Origin of the sequence: Enterococcus ureilyticus, assembly GCF_001730315.1 — a bacterium.
In the GTDB taxonomy this organism is placed as follows: domain Bacteria; phylum Bacillota; class Bacilli; order Lactobacillales; family Enterococcaceae; genus Enterococcus_L; species Enterococcus_L ureilyticus.
This window is the reverse complement of sequence record NZ_MIKC01000012.1, coordinates 211352-229269: the sequence shown is the minus strand read 5'-3', so window position 1 is coordinate 229269 and position 17918 is coordinate 211352. Positions and strand designations below refer to the sequence as shown.

Annotated in this window: 15 protein-coding genes and 1 riboswitch; of the genes, 1 reads left to right on the top strand and 14 read right to left on the bottom strand. The window is 36.4% G+C overall.

What is annotated here, in order from left to right; genetic code table 11:
* Positions 1-159: 159 nt before the first annotated feature.
* Together BCR24_RS07575 and thiT are read right to left on the bottom strand one after the other, a co-directional pair.
* Positions 160-1731 carry a hypothetical protein gene (locus BCR24_RS07575; protein WP_069639940.1) on the bottom strand — a complete coding sequence of 524 codons (1572 nt, stop codon included), beginning with the start codon at positions 1729-1731 and terminating at the stop codon, positions 160-162.
* 143 nt (positions 1732-1874) lie between these two features.
* Positions 1875-2462, bottom strand: a complete 588-nt coding sequence (gene thiT, locus BCR24_RS07570) for an energy-coupled thiamine transporter ThiT (RefSeq protein WP_069639939.1) — start codon at positions 2460-2462, stop codon at positions 1875-1877.
* A 53-nt stretch (positions 2463-2515) separates the two neighbouring features.
* Positions 2516-2614, bottom strand: a riboswitch (TPP riboswitch).
* Between the two features lie 473 nt (positions 2615-3087).
* Between thiT and nrdI the strand changes: the two genes are divergently transcribed.
* Positions 3088-3525 (top strand): class Ib ribonucleoside-diphosphate reductase assembly flavoprotein NrdI, encoded by a 438-nt coding sequence (gene nrdI, locus BCR24_RS07565; RefSeq protein ID WP_069639938.1) that lies wholly within the window; start codon positions 3088-3090, stop codon positions 3523-3525.
* A gap of 70 nt (positions 3526-3595) precedes the next feature.
* Here the strand turns inward: nrdI and BCR24_RS07560 are convergent, their stop codons facing one another.
* The 12 genes from BCR24_RS07560 to eutM form a co-directional block, all read right to left on the bottom strand.
* The gene (locus tag BCR24_RS07560) at positions 3596-4567 is read right to left on the bottom strand and encodes a diaminopimelate dehydrogenase (RefSeq protein ID WP_069639937.1); all 972 of its coding nucleotides are present in this window, start codon (positions 4565-4567) and stop codon (positions 3596-3598) included.
* Between the two features lie 100 nt (positions 4568-4667).
* A complete protein-coding gene (locus BCR24_RS07555) occupies positions 4668-5783 on the bottom strand; it encodes a hypothetical protein (protein ID WP_069639936.1) in 1116 nt (371 codons plus the stop codon).
* Positions 5776-6897, bottom strand: coding sequence for an ATP-grasp domain-containing protein (locus BCR24_RS07550; RefSeq protein ID WP_069639935.1), 1122 nt, complete (start codon positions 6895-6897; stop codon positions 5776-5778). The genes BCR24_RS07555 and BCR24_RS07550 overlap by 8 nt, the downstream gene beginning before the upstream one ends.
* Positions 6898-6900: 3 nt before the next feature.
* Positions 6901-8241, bottom strand: a complete 1341-nt coding sequence (locus BCR24_RS07545; RefSeq protein WP_157804624.1) for a F390 synthetase-related protein — start codon at positions 8239-8241, stop codon at positions 6901-6903.
* Positions 8222-9064 carry an MBL fold metallo-hydrolase gene (locus BCR24_RS07540; RefSeq protein ID WP_069639934.1) on the bottom strand — a complete coding sequence of 281 codons (843 nt, stop codon included), beginning with the start codon at positions 9062-9064 and terminating at the stop codon, positions 8222-8224. The genes BCR24_RS07545 and BCR24_RS07540 overlap by 20 nt, the downstream gene beginning before the upstream one ends.
* Positions 9061-10053: a 3-oxoacyl-[acyl-carrier-protein] synthase III C-terminal domain-containing protein gene (locus BCR24_RS07535; protein WP_069639933.1), complete on the bottom strand. Its 993-nt coding sequence runs from the start codon at positions 10051-10053 to the stop codon at positions 9061-9063. The genes BCR24_RS07540 and BCR24_RS07535 overlap by 4 nt, the downstream gene beginning before the upstream one ends.
* Positions 10054-10058: 5 nt before the next feature.
* Positions 10059-11075 (bottom strand): NAD-dependent epimerase/dehydratase family protein, encoded by a 1017-nt coding sequence (locus tag BCR24_RS07530; protein ID WP_069639932.1) that lies wholly within the window; start codon positions 11073-11075, stop codon positions 10059-10061.
* 142 nt (positions 11076-11217) lie between these two features.
* Positions 11218-13059, bottom strand: coding sequence for an ABC transporter ATP-binding protein (locus BCR24_RS07525; RefSeq protein ID WP_069639931.1), 1842 nt, complete (start codon positions 13057-13059; stop codon positions 11218-11220).
* A 16-nt stretch (positions 13060-13075) separates the two neighbouring features.
* The gene (locus tag BCR24_RS07520) at positions 13076-15457 is read right to left on the bottom strand and encodes an ABC transporter ATP-binding protein (protein ID WP_069639930.1); all 2382 of its coding nucleotides are present in this window, start codon (positions 15455-15457) and stop codon (positions 13076-13078) included.
* Positions 15457-15903, bottom strand: a complete 447-nt coding sequence (locus BCR24_RS07515; protein WP_069639929.1) for a MarR family winged helix-turn-helix transcriptional regulator — start codon at positions 15901-15903, stop codon at positions 15457-15459. Before BCR24_RS07515 ends, BCR24_RS07520 begins: the two co-directional genes overlap by 1 nt.
* Positions 15904-16216: 313 nt before the next feature.
* Complete coding sequence (nox, locus tag BCR24_RS07510; protein WP_069639928.1) at positions 16217-17548, bottom strand: H2O-forming NADH oxidase; 1332 nt, start codon at positions 17546-17548, stop codon at positions 16217-16219.
* Positions 17549-17628: 80 nt separating this feature from the next.
* A complete protein-coding gene (gene eutM / locus BCR24_RS07505; protein WP_025868624.1) occupies positions 17629-17910 on the bottom strand; it encodes an ethanolamine utilization microcompartment protein EutM in 282 nt (93 codons plus the stop codon).
* Between the last annotated feature and the right edge of the window lie 8 nt (positions 17911-17918).

Sequence of the window (17918 nt, the reverse complement as noted above, 5' to 3'; positions counted from 1 at the left end):
CAGGAGTTAGATAAGTTGAGTAAAATTAATTGATTTTCATCATAGAATATATTCAAGTACAGCAAAAATTGTAGCGATTATCAAGCTAGGCTGGATAATCGCTACAATTTTTCATTACGTAAGACTTTAAGCTAATTTAACTAACGTTATGAACTCTTCTCAATCAAAAAAACGATTCTTACTCTTCGGACGAAAAGTGGTTTTTACATCCCTCTCCCCAAAATCAAATCGAACAACTGTTGTCTGTCTTTTATTCCTGTCTTTGATTGTATCCTGCATGTTAATAATGACTGATTTTACAACCTCTTGCAATTTAAGTATTGACGTACGATTCGTTGCATAACCTATTCTGATACTAAACATCGTTTCCGCTAGATCTTCATCTGAAAAATCATTTTCAATGATCTCTTTATAAATTGGTTTCAATTCATAAACCTGTTCTAAATCAACGTTGAAAATAGCTACTTTTAAACAACTAGACGTCACCTTTTCCAGTTCCTCAGGCAATCCATCTAACAACTGCTCATAACTCTTATTTGCAATCATATTTTCAACTAAATAGTCTGCTTGTTCTTGTTTTTTTACTATGACCTCTTTTGCTTCTTCATACAGACTCAGTTTATATTTTGGTATCAGCGAACACTTTGATTCTAAGACCTCGTCATCGATATCATATTCAGAAACAAACTGACTTAAACGACTAAGAAGGTTCTCAGCATAAGCGTCTGATACTTTTTGAGCATCTGTTATCATTAAGTTAAACATCAGGAAGGTAAATTGTTCATTTTCAAAATAATTAGCAAAAAGATTGTCTCCAATCTCTTGATTTGTTATCATCCTTTTTAGTATGTTCTTTCGTTGATCAGAGATAGTTCCTAATTGATTGATTTTTTTTGGAAAAAAATAGTACATACAATAGTATTTTAACGCTCTGAGCGCTTCATTTTTATTAGAATATCTATTATAAACATTCTGACTGCTTTTTAACCAATGATCAAAGTCTTTTTGATTAAACAGTGCATCTTTCACTAATCTATTGGGCAGTATCTTGTGTAAGTAAAACTGTCTTTTCACACCGTTGTTCTTGTAGCGCAAATAGATGATATACGCCATCCCAATAAGAAAAACCACTGCGGCCACTGTGATGATCCGTTTCATGTTCCCAAATTCTTTTTGCTTTTTTTTATCTGCTCTGATTTTATCACTGTCTTGCGTGATTTTTGCTAGTCCCTTTTCCGCATAAGCTTTTTTTACATCGGCGTAGACACGATCACTTGCTTCGATGACTGCTTCGTTATAGTTATCTGTTTTGATCAATTCTAATAATTGATGTTTCAGTTTTTCATCTTCATTCAACGGCTCAAATATTGAAGTAAGTTTTTCACCATGCGCAAAGTATACCTCGTCTTGCGCTAAAACAAAGATGAGAAGACTATTTACAGGAGCATTTCTAGTTTGAAAATCAAAATTTCTAAATTTATTGCCTAAATGTAATTCCAGGCTATTTCCTTGAGGTTCCACATCATGAGTGATGACAACACCATATTCCGGCTTACCTTCTAGAACTGAAAATTTTTCTTGATTTAAGTTAGAAACATACTCTTTAGTTTCTTGATTGATTTTTCCAGTTTGATCTTCAATATAAGATTCTGCAGACACATGTTTGTCACCAATAATTAAAAAAAGCCCAACTATACAAATAAATAACAACCCATACCTAATTCTTTTCATTTACTCCCTGATCCTTTTTTATTTTTATTGTAACATAGACTAACGGGCTCTATAAAAAAATTTAATGAAAATAAGGTCAAGACAAATAAAAATCGAGCCAAAACGTACACGTTCTAGCTCGGACTATTCACTCAACTTTATTTTTAGCTCTTTTCAAATCGAGACATACTCGTAGGAACAAACAGCTTAGGATTGATCTTAAGCACCAATAGCAGAACTACTGATGTTGCAATTGCAGTAGCCAACCCGCTTAAGCCATTCATTATAAATGAAAACAACCAAGGATTCATCCCCCACAAAGCAAAACTGCCCCAGAAAATAACTCCAGCAAGAAAATGCCAAAAATAACGCATTGCCGTACCTAAAAATGTTGCATAAAGAATAATGCGACTGCTCTTTCTAAAGTCTCCTGCTTTGATCGTTTGTTGTAATTTCCCACTATAAAGCCCCGCAAAACCGGCAAAACCAAAAGCTAAGATATATTCAATTATGACTTGAAGTGGCGTTAAATAGTACACTTGGGCTGATGGAAAATGAAGTAATCCCCAAATGAAAGCAGAAAAAAATCCTGCTTTGGCTCCTCTTCGCAAAGCATATAATGTGATTGGAATCATGCCTAACGATATGGAAAAGCTACTACCAATGTTCATCGGAATAAATGACAAAACCATTGCGATTGCAGCAACTATCGTTCCTTCAATCCAAATTTGTAACGCTGCTTTTCTTTGCATAAAAAAATCCTCCCTGTAGAACGACCAATTCACAAAGGAGGAGTAAACGAATTTATTTACTCCATCACAATTCCTACGCTCGTACTAACGAACAGGTTCAAGGGTTTAGAGTGGTTACTCATTCTCAGCCATGGGCTCCCCTTTGTGATGGGTTCTATTTAATTTTTTGTGTTTATCTTCTTTTGAGATAACACTAGAACTTTAACATGATATCCTGAAAAAGTAAAGATGCACGTATGTTTCTATTTTAAGTGGAAAAATTCTTTGAGCTTAGCACTTACATCCCAAGCTCAAATTTTATCATAAGTATTGTTTTACTTAATCTTATAAAATACCAAAATAGGTAGCGATCACTTTAGCAATCAAAAGAAAGATTATCGTTGCTGCCGTGTATTTTCCTGGGGTCTTTATATGTAAGGAAATAAGGATTGATAAATAATAGAACAGACGAAATATAGTTTTAATCTAATTATCTCATTCTAATCTAAAAAAAAGTTGTAAACTTGGTTATTCTTTATTATAGTTAGAATAAGAATGAGGCAAAATGCACCTCACTCTTCGTTTCCTATTTTTCTGTCAGAGCTAAACGAGTTCACTCCACTTTTAGTTTAGGGAGGTTTTAAGTTTGAAGATCCTTTATATATCAATATCTGGCAATACGCGTTCTTTTGTTAAGCGTCTTGCTGAATACGCTTCTAAGCAGTATGCTATACAAATTGACGTACAAGAAATTCATGAAAACTCTGTTTTTGAAGATGAGGAAAGTTCTTTTTTCACTTTTGTTCCAACTTATTTAGGTGGAGGAAATGGCTTAGATAATGGTGATACGGAAATTTTAACAGACACAATGCGAGAGTATTTGGACTTTCATGAAAACTTTCGTTATTGTTTGGGAGTTGTCGGTAGTGGTAATAAAAATTTTAATCATCAATATTGTCTAACTGCTAAACAATATGCTCAAAAATTTAATTTTCCTTTTTTAGCAGATTATGAACTTCGTGGCACACAGGAAGACATAGAGTACGTTTTAAATACGTTGATTGAGGCAACCGATAAGCATTAACTATTTTTAATTCGATTACACAAAAAACAGAGAATCTTATAAATAAGAATTCTCTGTTTTTGGCTGATTTCTACAATAATTCTTTCCGTAATTCCTCGTCTGTTCGAGGTGATAAATACTTCGGCGGAATATCCAAAACAGTATATGCACCAAATTGTTTTTCTTTTGCTAAGCGAACACACGCTCTCGCATAGGCTACCAATACACTCGCAGTAAATTCTGGGTTACTTTGTAAGTCCAAATTGTATTCGATAACTTGTTTGGTATTTTTATGTGTTATTCCAGTGTGAAGAACCGTTCCGCCATGAGGCATTGCTTTGTGTTCTTGGTCTAGTTCACTCTGTGAAATAAAATGAACTTCTGTATCATAATCAGCAAAATAATTTGGCATCGAGATGATTTCCTCACGAATTTTTTCTTCCTCAGCACCCACTTCCAATACCACAAAACATTCTCTAAAATGTTTATCACGAGTCGTTAAAGTCAATTGTTCTCCAGCTTTTAGTTTTTTAATAACTTCACTATTTGGAATGGTATATTGAACAGCATCTATTACGCCTTCGATTCGTCTTAAAGCGTCTGAATGTCCCTGACTAACACCTTTTCCCCAAAATGTGTTTGTCTCTCCAACTGGTAAAATACTTTGCGCATATAAACGATTTAAGCTAAATAAACCAGGATCCCAACCAGTCGAAATGATTGAAGTCGTTTGATTTTCTTTTGCGACTTGATCCACCTTGGTAAAATGTTCTGGTATTTTCGCATGTGTATCGAAACTGTCAATGGTATTGAATAAATGCGTCCATTCTGGCGTTTGTGTGGGTAAGTCTGTTGCTGAACCTCCGCACAAAATACAGACATCAATGTCCCCTTTTTTTAATGTTAGTTGATCCATTGTAAAGGCTTTTGCGCCTTCTGTTTGAACACTTTCCGGAGTTCTTCTTGTGTAAACACCTACCAGTTCCATATCTTCATTTTGTTTGATTGCGCGCTCAACCCCACGCCCTAGGTTCCCATACCCGATGATAGCTACTTTTATCATACTTACATTCCTCCACTTCTATAGAATGAATTATACCAAAACAAAAGATTCCCTGACAATAACCCTTAAGAAATTTGATCAGCTTTTCCGCTTACTCTTGTTAAAATACTTTTTTTTTGCTTATACGGATTAAAATCTTATTCAGCTTCTGCAATAACCAAAAAGAACAAGTGTATCCTTTAGCTGAAGGTACCCGTTTATAGTAAATATACTCTGGAAAATATTCAGCCCCTCTTGAAAGCTTAAAGGGCCCCACTCCTGAACTCATATGAAATATCTGCTCGTCATTCACACGAAGGAGCGTAAAATACGTTAATAATCGATAAATACCAGCCTCCTTTGGATAACTCAAATCATAGCCTAAAATGGGAACGGTCAAGACGCCGTCAAAAGACCAACTCATCGTGACTCCAATCAGTTTTTCATCATCAAAAATGCCTATAAATTGAGTATTTTGAGCATCTGTCATCGCTTCAATAAACACAGTTGTATACAGCGGATTGATCTTAGAGTATTTTGAAATATACAATTGCGAGTATAGTTCGATAATCCGTTCAGTATAGTTTTCTACATCAAAGTCTATTCGTATATCAAACATTGTGTCCTTTGCCAATTTACAGTCTTTTTTGAAACTCTTTTTGCGTTTGATTACTTGGGCTTGATGTGCAATGAAAACCTGTCGTGATATAAAGGGTTGATAGTCTAATACATCCAGATGTTCCATTAGTTCTTGATTTAGAAAGCTATTTTGTGAACGATAAACAATCGTTTTATTTGGGAAATGTTTATTCAAAAGAAGCTCGATTGCCTGTACTTCTTCCAGCGTAAAATTTGGAAAAAGGTTTGTCGATACTAAATAGTTTCCTACATAAACGGCTTCATCTATTTTTTGAGGTACAATCGTCTTTAATAGTCGGAAAGCCCCTGACAATAGTTTTTGCCCTTTTATCTCAGTCAACGCTAATTCTTCTTGGGCATAATCTAAATATTGCGCTCTTAAGGATGTCGGATATGTTTGTCCTGCCTGAAACTGTGCATCCACAACCAAAATAAGCTCTTTACCAAATTCGATTGCGTAGCAAGTGGCATTCCTACAGTTTTCTACTAGACAGGAAATATCATGGTTTAGAAAGGTTTGAATATAGCTATATAAAGGATGCTGAGTCAATTGACATTTAGAAAAATCGGTTTTTGAATACAAACGAACGTCATTCATCCGATCCCTCCGTTCCCTCATTTTTATCTACTTGATACGAAATATCCTGTACAACAAAATCGGTTATGCTTAATTTTTGTTTTTTTGCTTTAAGAAAATATTGAGCTAAGACCCATGGCAGCATCAGCCAGGTCTGCCAAACAAATGCTTCCGCCAAGACATCTTGTGTTTTAAGATAAGTCGGATATGTTTTTCGCCAGTTTTTTTGTGTGATTATTTTACCTAGCCAAAGCAGTTTGATTCCATAAGATGTCGTTATCCTTTTGTTTATTTCTTTGACAGGCGTATCTAAAAGGCCTGCAATGATCCGTTCATTATCCAAAACAGCACCAAACGTTAGACGTGGGTTACATTCAATCGGATAAAAGGTTGTGCCATCAAACATAAAATCAAAGCTAAAAAAACCATTTTGGCTTAAATGTTGACTCAAAATTTCAATGATCTGCGTTAATTTAGGATGCTCAAACGGTACATACGTAATGCTGGCAAAGTTTTCGATTCCTAGATTTGTATCATAGGCACAAGCAGAAATCAGTTGACCGTTTTTGAGCATCAGTGAGAGACAGATTTGCTGTCCTTCAATTTTTTCCTGTACGATATAGTTTTCAGAATCTATCGTAGTAATAGCTTCTTCAGAAAAGAACACAGATTGACCAAAGCGCGAATAGATAGGCTTGACTAATTGCTTAGAAAAATCAACAGCCTGCGCCACATACAACTCACTTTTTGGTACTAACAATCCAATCGCTTCACACCAAGTGATAAACGTCAATTTATTGTGTAGTGTATTTAGTAATTCTTGTTCACCAATCAAAAAGCTAGTCCCCCTATGTTGGATCTCTTCTTGAAGTAATCCATAGTAAAGGGTTTCTTCATTTATCGGTAAAAGAAGATCGATGGCATTTCTCTCTATAAAAGATAGAACTTCTTTTCTAAAAGTTTCAAACTGTTGCGCGGGTGGTGCAATCACTTCAATTTTTGTGAAAATATTTGTATAATTGGCAAATGTTGGACTAAAGTGTTCCAGCATATACATTTCATGACCCATCTGCTTTAATTTCTGCCCAAAAAACAGCGCCAAAGGGGAACGCCCCCCTGTTAAAACTATACGCATCCATTAGTCACTCCTTTTTACGTATGAGATAACACGCCGCATTTTCTTACCATACTCATTGGTCAGGTTACCAATGCTTACATTTATGTTGATCCGAGTCTGTAAGCTTGATGGAAATACTTTGTTTAACTGATCTATAACGATTGGAATAATCGTTTGCTCAGAACTAGCTGATGATAACTCTAATTTAAGATCAATACGTTCTTTTGTTTGCTGAATGCATTGAAATTGTAGAATTTTATCACTGCTCCGTGCTATTGCATAGCGGATGAAGTCTGGAAAAACAATCTGCACTTCATTCTCAACATAGAAAATAAAGCAATCATCTTCTCTGCCTTCAATTTTTTCTAGTGCAATAAATGAGCTACCACAAGGACATGGTGTTTTACGCTCAATCAGGATATCAGTATGACGATAACGGATCAATGGTTGTGTGGTTCGGTATAAATCCGTTATGATTGGAATAAATCGATTAGATGTTTCAGAGAGATATTCTTTTTCAATAAACACAATGTCCTCATTTAAGTGTAATGTTCCATGATGACAACTGATGCCTAGGAATCCTTCTGTTGCTTGATAAATTTCTTTTAGACGACAGGATAAGCTTGTTTCAATGTATACTCGATCCATTTCTTCTAGTACTTCTGCAATACTGAATACTTCTTTTAGCTTGTATTCTAATGAATGATCTCCATAAAAAGCAGCGATCAAGCGCAACATAGAAGGTTGCGCTACAATAACGTTTGGCTTCAGTTGATCAAGTCTAGCTAAATTTTCATCGATAGGATTCATCAAGTCAAAAAAATGCAGCCGAATTTTGCCCTGATTGATTGTTTCATATAAATTATTATTGGCTCGCATGAAAAATGCAATGACAATCGTTTCTCCTCGAAATTTCCGTCGATCAATCGCTTTTTTCATCATCGCTGCTGACCATTGGATTGTTTCTTGATCACTCACTAAAAAAACGCCTTGGTTTCCTGTCGTACCCGAAGAAAGGCCAACGGAAATCGTTCCGATTTTCGGTGCAAAATCTCGATTTTCTTCTGCCTTTAGAGCCACTTGCTTCGCCTGTTTTAATGAGATTCGTTTCGTGTTCAATGTATCGAATTCATTCATCATCACGTCCTTGTTGATTATCGGAAACTGATCGTAAACAATTTTACCAGATTCATTTACAAAACGACTATAAAATGGGGATTTAGGAACAATTTTTTCTAAATGTTTTTGTAATCGTTTCTTTTGATAATGACGAAATTTTTTTGGGCGCTTTTTGCTTAAATAATCCTGATAAGAAAGGTCAATATACGTCCTCAAAAATGGTTTAATTTTCTTGATATCCAACGATTGCGCCTCCTCGTTTTTGGTTCCATTCAAGTAGCTGAGTAAGCGACGTTTCACAATGAGATAAGAAAATGGGCAGCTCTGGCTGTTGTTCATGGATCTGAGCTAAACAGGTTATATCTTGTTTCATCTGAGCAAAATCATGAACAATTACTTTTGTTAATCTATTTGGCAGCCGACCTTCGGTAATTGATTCTAAGTGCCAAGCAACATCGATTGCTAACAATACTGGCCCTTGAATCGTTTGTAGATAAAAAATAAATTGTCCTAAAGCATGTCCTGGCATGTTAATTGCACAAATACTTTGATCACCAAAAAGATCATGCGCATTCAGTTTTAACTCAAAAAGTTCTATCAACGGAGCTGCTTCAAAATAGTTCATTTGCTCAAAGGATTGCGGTAATAATTCCCGAAAAAAACCTTGACGTAATTGCATGACACGTGGTTGCTTTTTCAATTGCTCAATGGCAGCTGATAATTTGAGTTGACGATAGTTTACTTCACATACCCCACCCAGATGGTCCGGATGGAAATGAGATAAGAATAGCCAATCATAATCTGAGTTTAAAAGCATTTGTTTTTCCATTTTTTTCTGCTCTTTTTCTATGAATAATTTTCCATAAACAGTTTGGGGCAGTTTTTTTAATCGAGATAAAAAGTGGGTTCCATAGCCGGTATCAATCAAGATTTTCCCTTTGGTTTCATGTTCCAGCTCAATACAGTAAATGGGGTATTCTTTTTTTTGGAAAGAACCACCTGCCATTGTCAAAAAAGGCCGTTGTCTGGCAGATCCTGTTTTTATTATGTTGATATGACGGATCATCGGCGATTCACCTTCAATAATTGTCCCCCAATTGACATCCCCGCACCTGTTCCTAATAAAAGTACCAACTTATCTTGAAATTGGTCTTCTCGTTTTAATAAATGTTCGAATGTAAACGGGATTGATGCCGCAATTGTATTTCCAGTTTCTTCAATAATATCAACCATTTGTGTGTGCGAAAATTTAGCCATTCGCGCAGCAATTTTCATACCAGGACCACTGGCTTGGTGAGGCACCACAAAATCAATTTCTGAGACTTCTGTACTGCCTTCTGATAAAAGTTCGCCAAGAAATTCTGGCAATTTACGGCGCATTGCTTTAATTAATTCAAAACCATCCATATGAAAATATCGGTCTTGTTCATGCTCAGGAATAAAATCAGCACTCCCTCCCGCTTTGATCTCGGCACTATGGGCATATTCGGGATATGTCATGAATTTTGCACTCAACACTTCTACGTCATATTGTGCCTTTGGTTGTTCAGCCGTAGAAAAAATGAAAGCGGCACTAGCATTTCCAATCAAAGCGCTACTTTCAAATTCAGTTGGATCAAGTGCATCATCCCCAGCTTCAGCTGAAACAACTAAAATCGTTTTATATTTACCTGTTTCAATAAAAGCTTGTGCGATTTCGCAAGCACTAATAAAACTCAAGCAGGTTGCATTCACATCAAAGCAGGGAATCTGATGATTCTCTGCTAAAAAATGCTCTGCAATCAAGCTAGCCGTACACGGAATTGGCTGTTCAAATGTACCTGAAGCACAAATCATAATATCTAACTCTTGGTAATTCATTTGTGCATCCTTTAGGGCCGCTCTGACAGATTTTGCCGCCAATTTGGATGTTCCCTCATCGTAAAAATGACGTTTGGCAATGCCTGTTCTTCGTTTTGTTTCTCCTGGTTCCAGTCCAAACTGCTGATCGATTTCATTTGATAAAACAACTCTTTCAGGCAAATAACTGCCTGACCCAACGATTGTAAAGTTCATTTTTTTCACCCATCCAGTTTCATTTTATAATCCGTAATATATTTTTGGATTCCTTCATCGATCGTCATGATCGGTTGATACCCTAATTTCTCTTTTGCAAAACGAATATCCAATGTTTGGCTATAAGCCAAAATACTGACCGTATAACGTGTCAATAGCGGTTCTTTTTTTAGTTTGAATAAATAATGGAATTTTTCTAATAAATGTGCAATTTTATAAATAAACTGTTCATTAAATTGACGATAATGGACCTCTTCACCCAAAAGCTGAAAAATTCGATCAATCAGTCGTTTGAAAGAAATAGGCTCATCATTCGTGATATTAAAAATGCAGCCATTTATTCCATTTGCCTCAACACATAGTCTGAGGGCATAGGCAACGTTTTCTACACATGTTAGGTCCATGATATTGCCTTGCCCATTACGAAATAATGGGATGCCAATTTTTTGATTGACTGCCATCAATCTAGGAAAGATACTGGTGTCACCAATTCCAAACAAGCCTCTAGGGCGAACGATTACGAGTTCAATCTCTTCTTGATAGTGATGAAGTAGCCTTTCCGCTTCGATTTTTGTTTGAATATAATTATTTAAATACGGCGGATCGAAGGCTTTATTCGTTAAATCTACTTCTTTAATGTTAAAGTCGTCTTTGCATTTAGCGTAAATACTAGGAGATGACACAAACACCAAGCGTTTTACTTGTTTGGCAATTGAAGCCTCGATTACGTTTTTTGTTACTGCTACATTTGCTTCGTAAAAATCTTCATATGGTCCATAAACTGTTGACAGCGCAGCACAATGTAGACACGCTGATACCTCTTTAGGCCACAATCTAAAAACTTCACTTCTATGATTTAAATCTAGCATTAAAGGTGTAATAGTATATTCTTCCTCTAAAAAGTCCAACTGAGCTTTATTTCTACCAACTGCAATCACATCATAATGTTGTGCAACTAATTCTTGAATAACGTACTGACCTAAAAAGCCTGTTGCACCCGTGACGATTATTTTTTTTTTCACATGCTCCCCCTTAAGCTTTTTTCTCTTATACACTATTGATCAGGTGATACACGTTCTATTTTATCATAGATAAAACACTATAATCTATAAACAAAAAGCCAGAAATGACGGTAGGAAGTCATTTCTAGCTTTTTATCTTATTTTATTCATCCAACTCTTCAAATTGTGAATTGTAAAGTGATGCATAATAGCCACCTTGAGCAAGTAATTCCTCATGAGTTCCTTGTTCTTTGATATCACCATCTTGCATATAAAGAATTTTATCTGCATCTTTGATGGTTGACAATCGGTGAGCAATAACGAATGATGTACGCCCCGCCATTAAGTTGTTCATGGCGCCTTGTATCAATCCTTCCGTTCTTGTATCTACAGAAGAAGTCGCTTCATCAAGAATCAAGATTGGTTTATCTGCTAAAATTGCACGAGCTATTGTTAATAATTGTTTTTGCCCTTGAGAAATATTGGAAGATTCCTCATTTAATTCCATGTTGTAGCCACCAGGTAATGTTTGGATAAAGTGATGAACATGAGCGGCTTTGGCTGCTTCATATACTTCTTCATCCGTTGCATCTAAACGACCGTAACGCAAGTTTTCCATGATCGTTCCTTTGAATAACCAAGTGTCTTGTAAAACCATTCCAATATTTTTACGTAAATCTGCACGGTTAAAGTCTTTAATATTATGACCATCGATTTTAATCGCACCAGATGTCACATCGTAAAAACGCATTAATAATTTGACCATTGTGGTCTTACCAGCGCCTGTTGGACCAACAATTGCCACGGTTTGACCTGGATCAACATGTGAACTAAAATCGTTGATAATGATTTTATCTGGTGTATAACCAAAACGAACATGGTCAAAATCGACCATTCCTTTGGCTTTATCGATCTTAACAGGATTTGGTACAGTTTGTGCTTCCTCATCTTCTTCAAGAAATTCAAAAACACGTTCAGCAGCGGCAGCCATTGACTGAAGTAAGTTAGAGACTTGAGCCAATTGAGCAATAGGTTGTGTCAAGTTACGAACATATTGGATAAAAGCTTGAATGTCCCCAACGGTAATGGTTCCGTTATAGGCTAAGATCCCACCAAAAATTGCCACTGCAACATATCCGAGGTTTCCTACAAAGTTCATGATTGGTTGCATCAAACCAGAAAGAAATTGAGATTTCCAGGCTGATTTGAATAGGATATTATTTTGTTCTTCAAAATCATTCAAGGAATTTTCTTCATCATTGAATAAACGTACGATATTGTAGCCGCCAATTGTTTCTTCCACTTTACCATTGATCACCCCAAGATATTCTTGTTGGGTTTTAAAGTATTTTTGCGAATTTTTCACAACAATCATAATTAAAATCATTGAAATTGGCACAATCAAAATGGCAATACCAGTCATTTGCACAGAAATCGAGAGCATCATGACGATAACCCCAATAATGGTAAAGACGGATGTAATCAATTGTGTGATTGATTGGTTCAATGATTGTCCTAAGGTATCCACGTCATTGGTAATGCGAGACAAGACTTCTCCTGTTGTACGACTTTCAAAGTAATTCATTGGCATACGATTGATTTTTTCTGAAATTTCTTTACGCATCCGATAGGTTATTTTTTGCGAAATCGTTGACATGATCCAACCTTGGATGATCCCAAAGGCTGAAGCTGCTAGGTAAAGTCCTAACATGAATAGTAAAATCCCGCCGATTTTACTAAAATCAATCCCGCCAGTCCCTTGATATTTTTTAATCAAACCATTGAATAATTCTGTGATCGCTTGTGATAAGATTTTTGGGCCCCAGATATTAAAGATGGTTGACGCAATTGCAAAGATCATTACAAAGAAAACAGGTATTTTATAAGCACCAATATAGGAGATTAATTTTTTTAGTGTTCCTTTAAAATCTTTAGCTTTTTCCACTGGAGCGCCATTTCCAGGTCCGCGTCCGCCACGAGGGCGATTTTGTGTTTGTTCTGCCATTATTTTTCGCTCCTCCCTACTCAGCTTCTTCTATGCCTAATTCAGCATTGCTCAATTGTGATTGGGCAATTTCTTGATAGACAGTGGATGATTTCATCAATTCATCGTGTGTTCCATGATCTACAATGCGACCTTCATTTAATACAATAATGTTATCTGCATGAAGAATTGTTGAGATTTTTTGGGCAACGATGATTTGTGTGGCGCCTTTGATATTTTCAGATAAAGCTTTACGTAATGCCACATCAGTTTTATTATCGAGTGCAGAGAATGAATCATCAAAGATCAAAATTTTAGGATTTTTCGCTAAGGCACGAGCAATTGATAGACGTTGTTTTTGACCACCAGAAACATTCGTTCCTCCTTGAGAAATTTCGCGATCATAGCCTTTTTCATTTGAATCAATAAATTCTTCTGCTTGTGCAATTTCAGCTGCTTTTCTCATTTGTTCATCTGTTATGTCTGCATCACCAAATTTAATATTAGAAGCAATGTCACCAGAGAATAGAATCCCTTTTTGAGGCACAAATCCAATAATTTCATGAAGCTTATGCAAACTCATTTCGCGAATGTCGATTCCATCAATCGTGATTCTTCCGCCAGTTACATCGAACAAACGTGGAATCAAGTTAACGATAGTTGATTTACCTGAACCAGTGGAGCCAATCAAAGCAGTTGTTTGACCTGGTTTAGCAGTAAAGTTGATATGATGCAAGACATCTTCATCCGCATCTCCATATCGGAATTCTACCGCTTCAAATTTCACTTCACCTTTAAAGTCATGGTCATCTTTAGGGTGTTCAGGATCTTTGATAGTTGGTTCTGTTTCAAGTACTTCTTCCACACGTCCAGCAGCAACGTTGGCACGAGGTAAAATAATTGAAACCATTGATAACATCATAAAGGCCATCACAATTTGCATTGTATAGGTGATAAAGGCCATCATATCCCCCACTTGGAGTTGACCGTTATTCATATTATGTCCACCGACCCACACGATCAAAACAGAAATACCATTCATCAATAACATCATGACAGGCATCATGATAGACATTGCACGGTTAACAAATAATTGAGTTTTCATTAAATCAGTGTTCGCACGATCAAAACGTTTTTCTTCGAATTTTTCACGAGAAAACGCACGGATAACAGGCAAACCAGTAATGATTTCACGAGAAACCAAGTTTACTCTATCGACTAAGTTTTGTAATGCTTTAAACTTAGGCATTGTTGTTAATAGTAGGCTACCTACCAAAACTAACACAGCGGCAACTGCCACTCCGACAATCCAGCCCATGCCTGTTCCTGTTTGATAGACATTGTAGATCCCACCAATACCTAAGATCGGAGCATATAACACAATGCGCATGATCATCACGATCCCCATTTGCATTTGTTGGATGTCGTTCGTATTACGTGTGATCAATGAAGCAGGAGAAAATTTCTCCATCTCAGTATTCGAAAATTGTAGTGTGCGTTTGTATTGTCCTACCCGTAAATTTCGACCAACTGATGCAGCAACTAATGAAGCAATCAATCCTACAATGATCGCAGCTATAGCTGATACAAGAGTTAAAAGAACCATTTTTGTTCCGGTTTTGACCATATAATCTGTTTGAATTTGTTGGGTATTCATATCTAGTGCTTTATATTCAGCTAATGTTAGTTGAATGCCCACAGTTTTCATTGAATCTGCACCGAGATCACCTAAACTTTTTTCTGTTGCTTTACGAGCGGCTTCAACTTTTGCTGGCATAGCTGCTGTCTTTGTTTTGATTGAATCTGCTAGGTCTTTTGCTGCTTCACCTTTTGCCTGTGCTTGGGCAGCTAATTCTTGTGCTTGCGTTCCTTCTTGGGTTGCTGTAGCAATATCTGTTGCAGAGGCAGCTGCTTCACCTGCCGCTTTTGCCTGTTCTCCTAAAGCTGTTGCTTCTTCCCCAAGTTGTTTTGCCTTAGCTGCATCTTCTCCAATCGCCTTATAGTCTTCAATGATTGCTTTGGCTTCACTTCCACTAGAAGAATCTTTTGATTGAGATGTTCCTAACATCATCATTGGCAGGTTAAAAATATCTGCAAGCTTTGCTTTTGTCATATTGTCTTGAAGATTTAATTGATACACTTCAACTTCTTTGCCATCGATTTTTTCAGTTGTTTGTTTATAATTGTCTTCAATCGTTTTCTTCTCATCATCCGTCATAAACATTTCAATTCCCTGAAGAGTTGTTTTTCTAATCTTTTCAGGTGTGGAGTATTCAAGCCCTCCTTGTTGAATTCCGACATCGACGATTCCCGATGTTAACTTTGGTAAGCTTAAATCACTATTTGCCTGTACAACTAAAAGCACAAGAACTGCGATGACCGCATACCAGTATTTGCCGAGATATTTAAAAATCTTCACTATTGGTCACCTTCCTCTTTCCGGGAAATTTGTTGGGAGTAGTCTACGAATTTCGCAGTTAGCTCGATGAACTGTTTTGTGTCCGGCTCTCCCATCAATTTAAAAATTTTAACAATCTTATCGCGCATTTCTTTTTTTTGAAACTTGGCTGCTTTTTTGCCACAATCCGTTAAAGTGACATTAATACGGCGACGATCATTTGGATCCATATTGCGCTCAATTTGACCTTTTTTTTCTAAACTACCTAAAACAACTGCAATACGAGCGCTAGACAAATTAAGCGATTCAGCTAGATGTTTTGGGCTAGTCGGTTTGCCATGACGAGCAAGAAATTTGATGACAATACTCTCACCTTGATTACTCTTTTCCAGTCTACTAAATGCGCTATGTCGATTTTGAACCATTAAGCGCATCAGCTCTTGTTCGGCCTCTTCTGCGAATGACATATGACTCCTCCTTCTTTCAAAATAATTACTTTCACAACTAATAGCTAACAGTATTAGTAACTAATGCTATTTGATATTAATGCAAATACCTTTCGATGTCAATAGAGTTGATTTAAAAAATAAAATAAATACGGTTTCATTAAAAAAAACTAAAAATTTATGATATTTTCGATAGAAATACTCCTTGTTTCAGAGAAAAATAGAACCGCCGATAATCAGCGGTTCTAGACTAAATTCTTCAATTTCTGGTAATTTTCCCAATGCTACACCTTACTCGTAATTCATTAGACAGGCCCGTTACGGTATAAAACGATTATTTTGCATTTAAAGCAGCCATCGTAATATAATTGTAGGGTTGATTAAAATGTGGTAAAAAGAATAAATCTAGCAGTTTTAGTTCATCAATAGTCATGCTCTTTTGGATTGCAAGAGAGAATAGATGAATCGCCATCGAAATATCTGTACGTGACGACATTTGCGCACCGATAATACGACGACTTCCTTTTTCATAAACAATTCGGATCGAAACCGAATCATTATCATTCATAAATGCTGGTTTTTGCAAATCAGTATAATCTGTATACAAAACTTCTATCTGATATTTTTTGGCAGCTTCTAATGAAAGACCAGTAGAAACCATGTTCAAGCCAAAAATAGAAATTCCATTTGAACCTTGAACGCCGATGGATGCAAGTGAAGCGCCACCAACATTATGGCCTGCGACAATGCCAGATCTTACAGCATTTGTTGCTAAAGCAATATAAGTAGTTTTCCCTAACGCATTAGAGTAGAGAGTCGCACAATCTCCCACTGCATAAACAGATGGATCACTTGTTTGCTGGTATTCATCAACAAGATAAGCGCCATTTCCAAACAACTCTAGATGATTTTTACCTAAGTCATTATTTGGTAAAAAGCCAATAGCATTAATCACTAAATCAACAGCATATTCCCCTTTGTTCGTTACAATTGCTTCAACTTTCTCTGATCCTTTGTAGGCATTGGCGATTTCATCAAAGTGTAGTTCGATCCCATTTTCGGATAAATTAAGATCCATTTCAGCTGTAAAATCTGGATCATAATAACTGGACAAAGAACGTGGTGCGCCATCGAAAAGTAAAACGTCTTTTCCACGTCTTTTAATGGCCTCAGCAATTTCAACACCTATATAACCTGCGCCTATAACCGCAACTTTTCTAATGGAAGCCATACCAACTAATTGATCCACTATTTGACCATCTTGAAACTTTTTCAAAAAGTGAATATTTTCTAAAGTATTCCCAGGTATTTGCGGTGTAATTGGGATTGAACCTGTTGCTAAAATCAACGTATCATAGTTTTTACAAAAATGAGAGCCATCACTTGCTTTGCAAAAAACTTTTTTATCGTAAAAATCGATTTGGTCAACAGCGGTTTCTAAATAAACATTTGCTCCTTTTGCTTCAAATTCTTCTTTATTTGTATAAAATAATTGTTCATATGATTCGATTTTCCGACCTACCCAGAGTGCTGTTCCACAGCCTAAATAACTAAGATTAGAGTTTTTATCGATCATGGTCACTTCTTGTTCTGGATAATTTTCCAACAGTGCATTGGCTGCAGCAATACCTGCATGGTTTGCGCCAATTATAATTGTCTTTTTCATGTAATGTCTCCTTTTATTGAATAAAAAAGACGAAACACATAAATTTTTGCTGTGTTTCGCCTTTTTCAGAATTTTATTTGTTACGCTTGCGTAATAGGCAAGATATTTTCAACTTCTGAGTGTGGACGAGGAATTACGTGGACTGATAATAGTTCACCAACACGTTGGGCTGCTGCTGCACCTGCATCTGTGGCAGCTTTGACAGCACCGACATCGCCACGTACCATCACGGTCACAATGCCACCTCCAACTAATTCTTTTCCTACTAATGATACGTTAGCTGCTTTGACCATTGCATCTGCCGCCTCAATTGAACCAATTAATCCTTTTGTCTCGATCATTCCTAGTGCATCTGATTTCATTATAATTT

Bases quoted from the DNA above. Each gene is read 5' to 3' on its own strand.
- BCR24_RS07540 (WP_069639934.1), bottom strand. From the start codon at position 9,064: ATGATCCGTCATATCAACATAATAAAAACAGGATCTGCCAGACAACGG.
- thiT (WP_069639939.1), bottom strand. From the start codon at position 2,462: ATGCAAAGAAAAGCAGCGTTACAAATTTGGATTGAAGGAACGATAGTT.
- BCR24_RS07555 (WP_069639936.1), bottom strand. From the start codon at position 5,783: ATGAATGACGTTCGTTTGTATTCAAAAACCGATTTTTCTAAATGTCAA.
- BCR24_RS07525 (WP_069639931.1), bottom strand. From the start codon at position 13,059: ATGGCAGAACAAACACAAAATCGCCCTCGTGGCGGACGCGGACCTGGA.
- BCR24_RS07560 (WP_069639937.1), bottom strand. From the start codon at position 4,567: ATGATAAAAGTAGCTATCATCGGGTATGGGAACCTAGGGCGTGGGGTT.
- BCR24_RS07550 (WP_069639935.1), bottom strand. From the start codon at position 6,897: ATGCGTATAGTTTTAACAGGGGGGCGTTCCCCTTTGGCGCTGTTTTTT.
- eutM (WP_025868624.1), bottom strand. From the start codon at position 17,910: ATGAAATCAGATGCACTAGGAATGATCGAGACAAAAGGATTAATTGGT.
- BCR24_RS07575 (WP_069639940.1), bottom strand. From the start codon at position 1,731: ATGAAAAGAATTAGGTATGGGTTGTTATTTATTTGTATAGTTGGGCTT.
- nox (WP_069639928.1), bottom strand. From the start codon at position 17,548: ATGAAAAAGACAATTATAATTGGCGCAAACCATGCAGGTATTGCTGCA.
- BCR24_RS07515 (WP_069639929.1), bottom strand. From the start codon at position 15,903: ATGTCATTCGCAGAAGAGGCCGAACAAGAGCTGATGCGCTTAATGGTT.
- BCR24_RS07535 (WP_069639933.1), bottom strand. From the start codon at position 10,053: ATGAACTTTACAATCGTTGGGTCAGGCAGTTATTTGCCTGAAAGAGTT.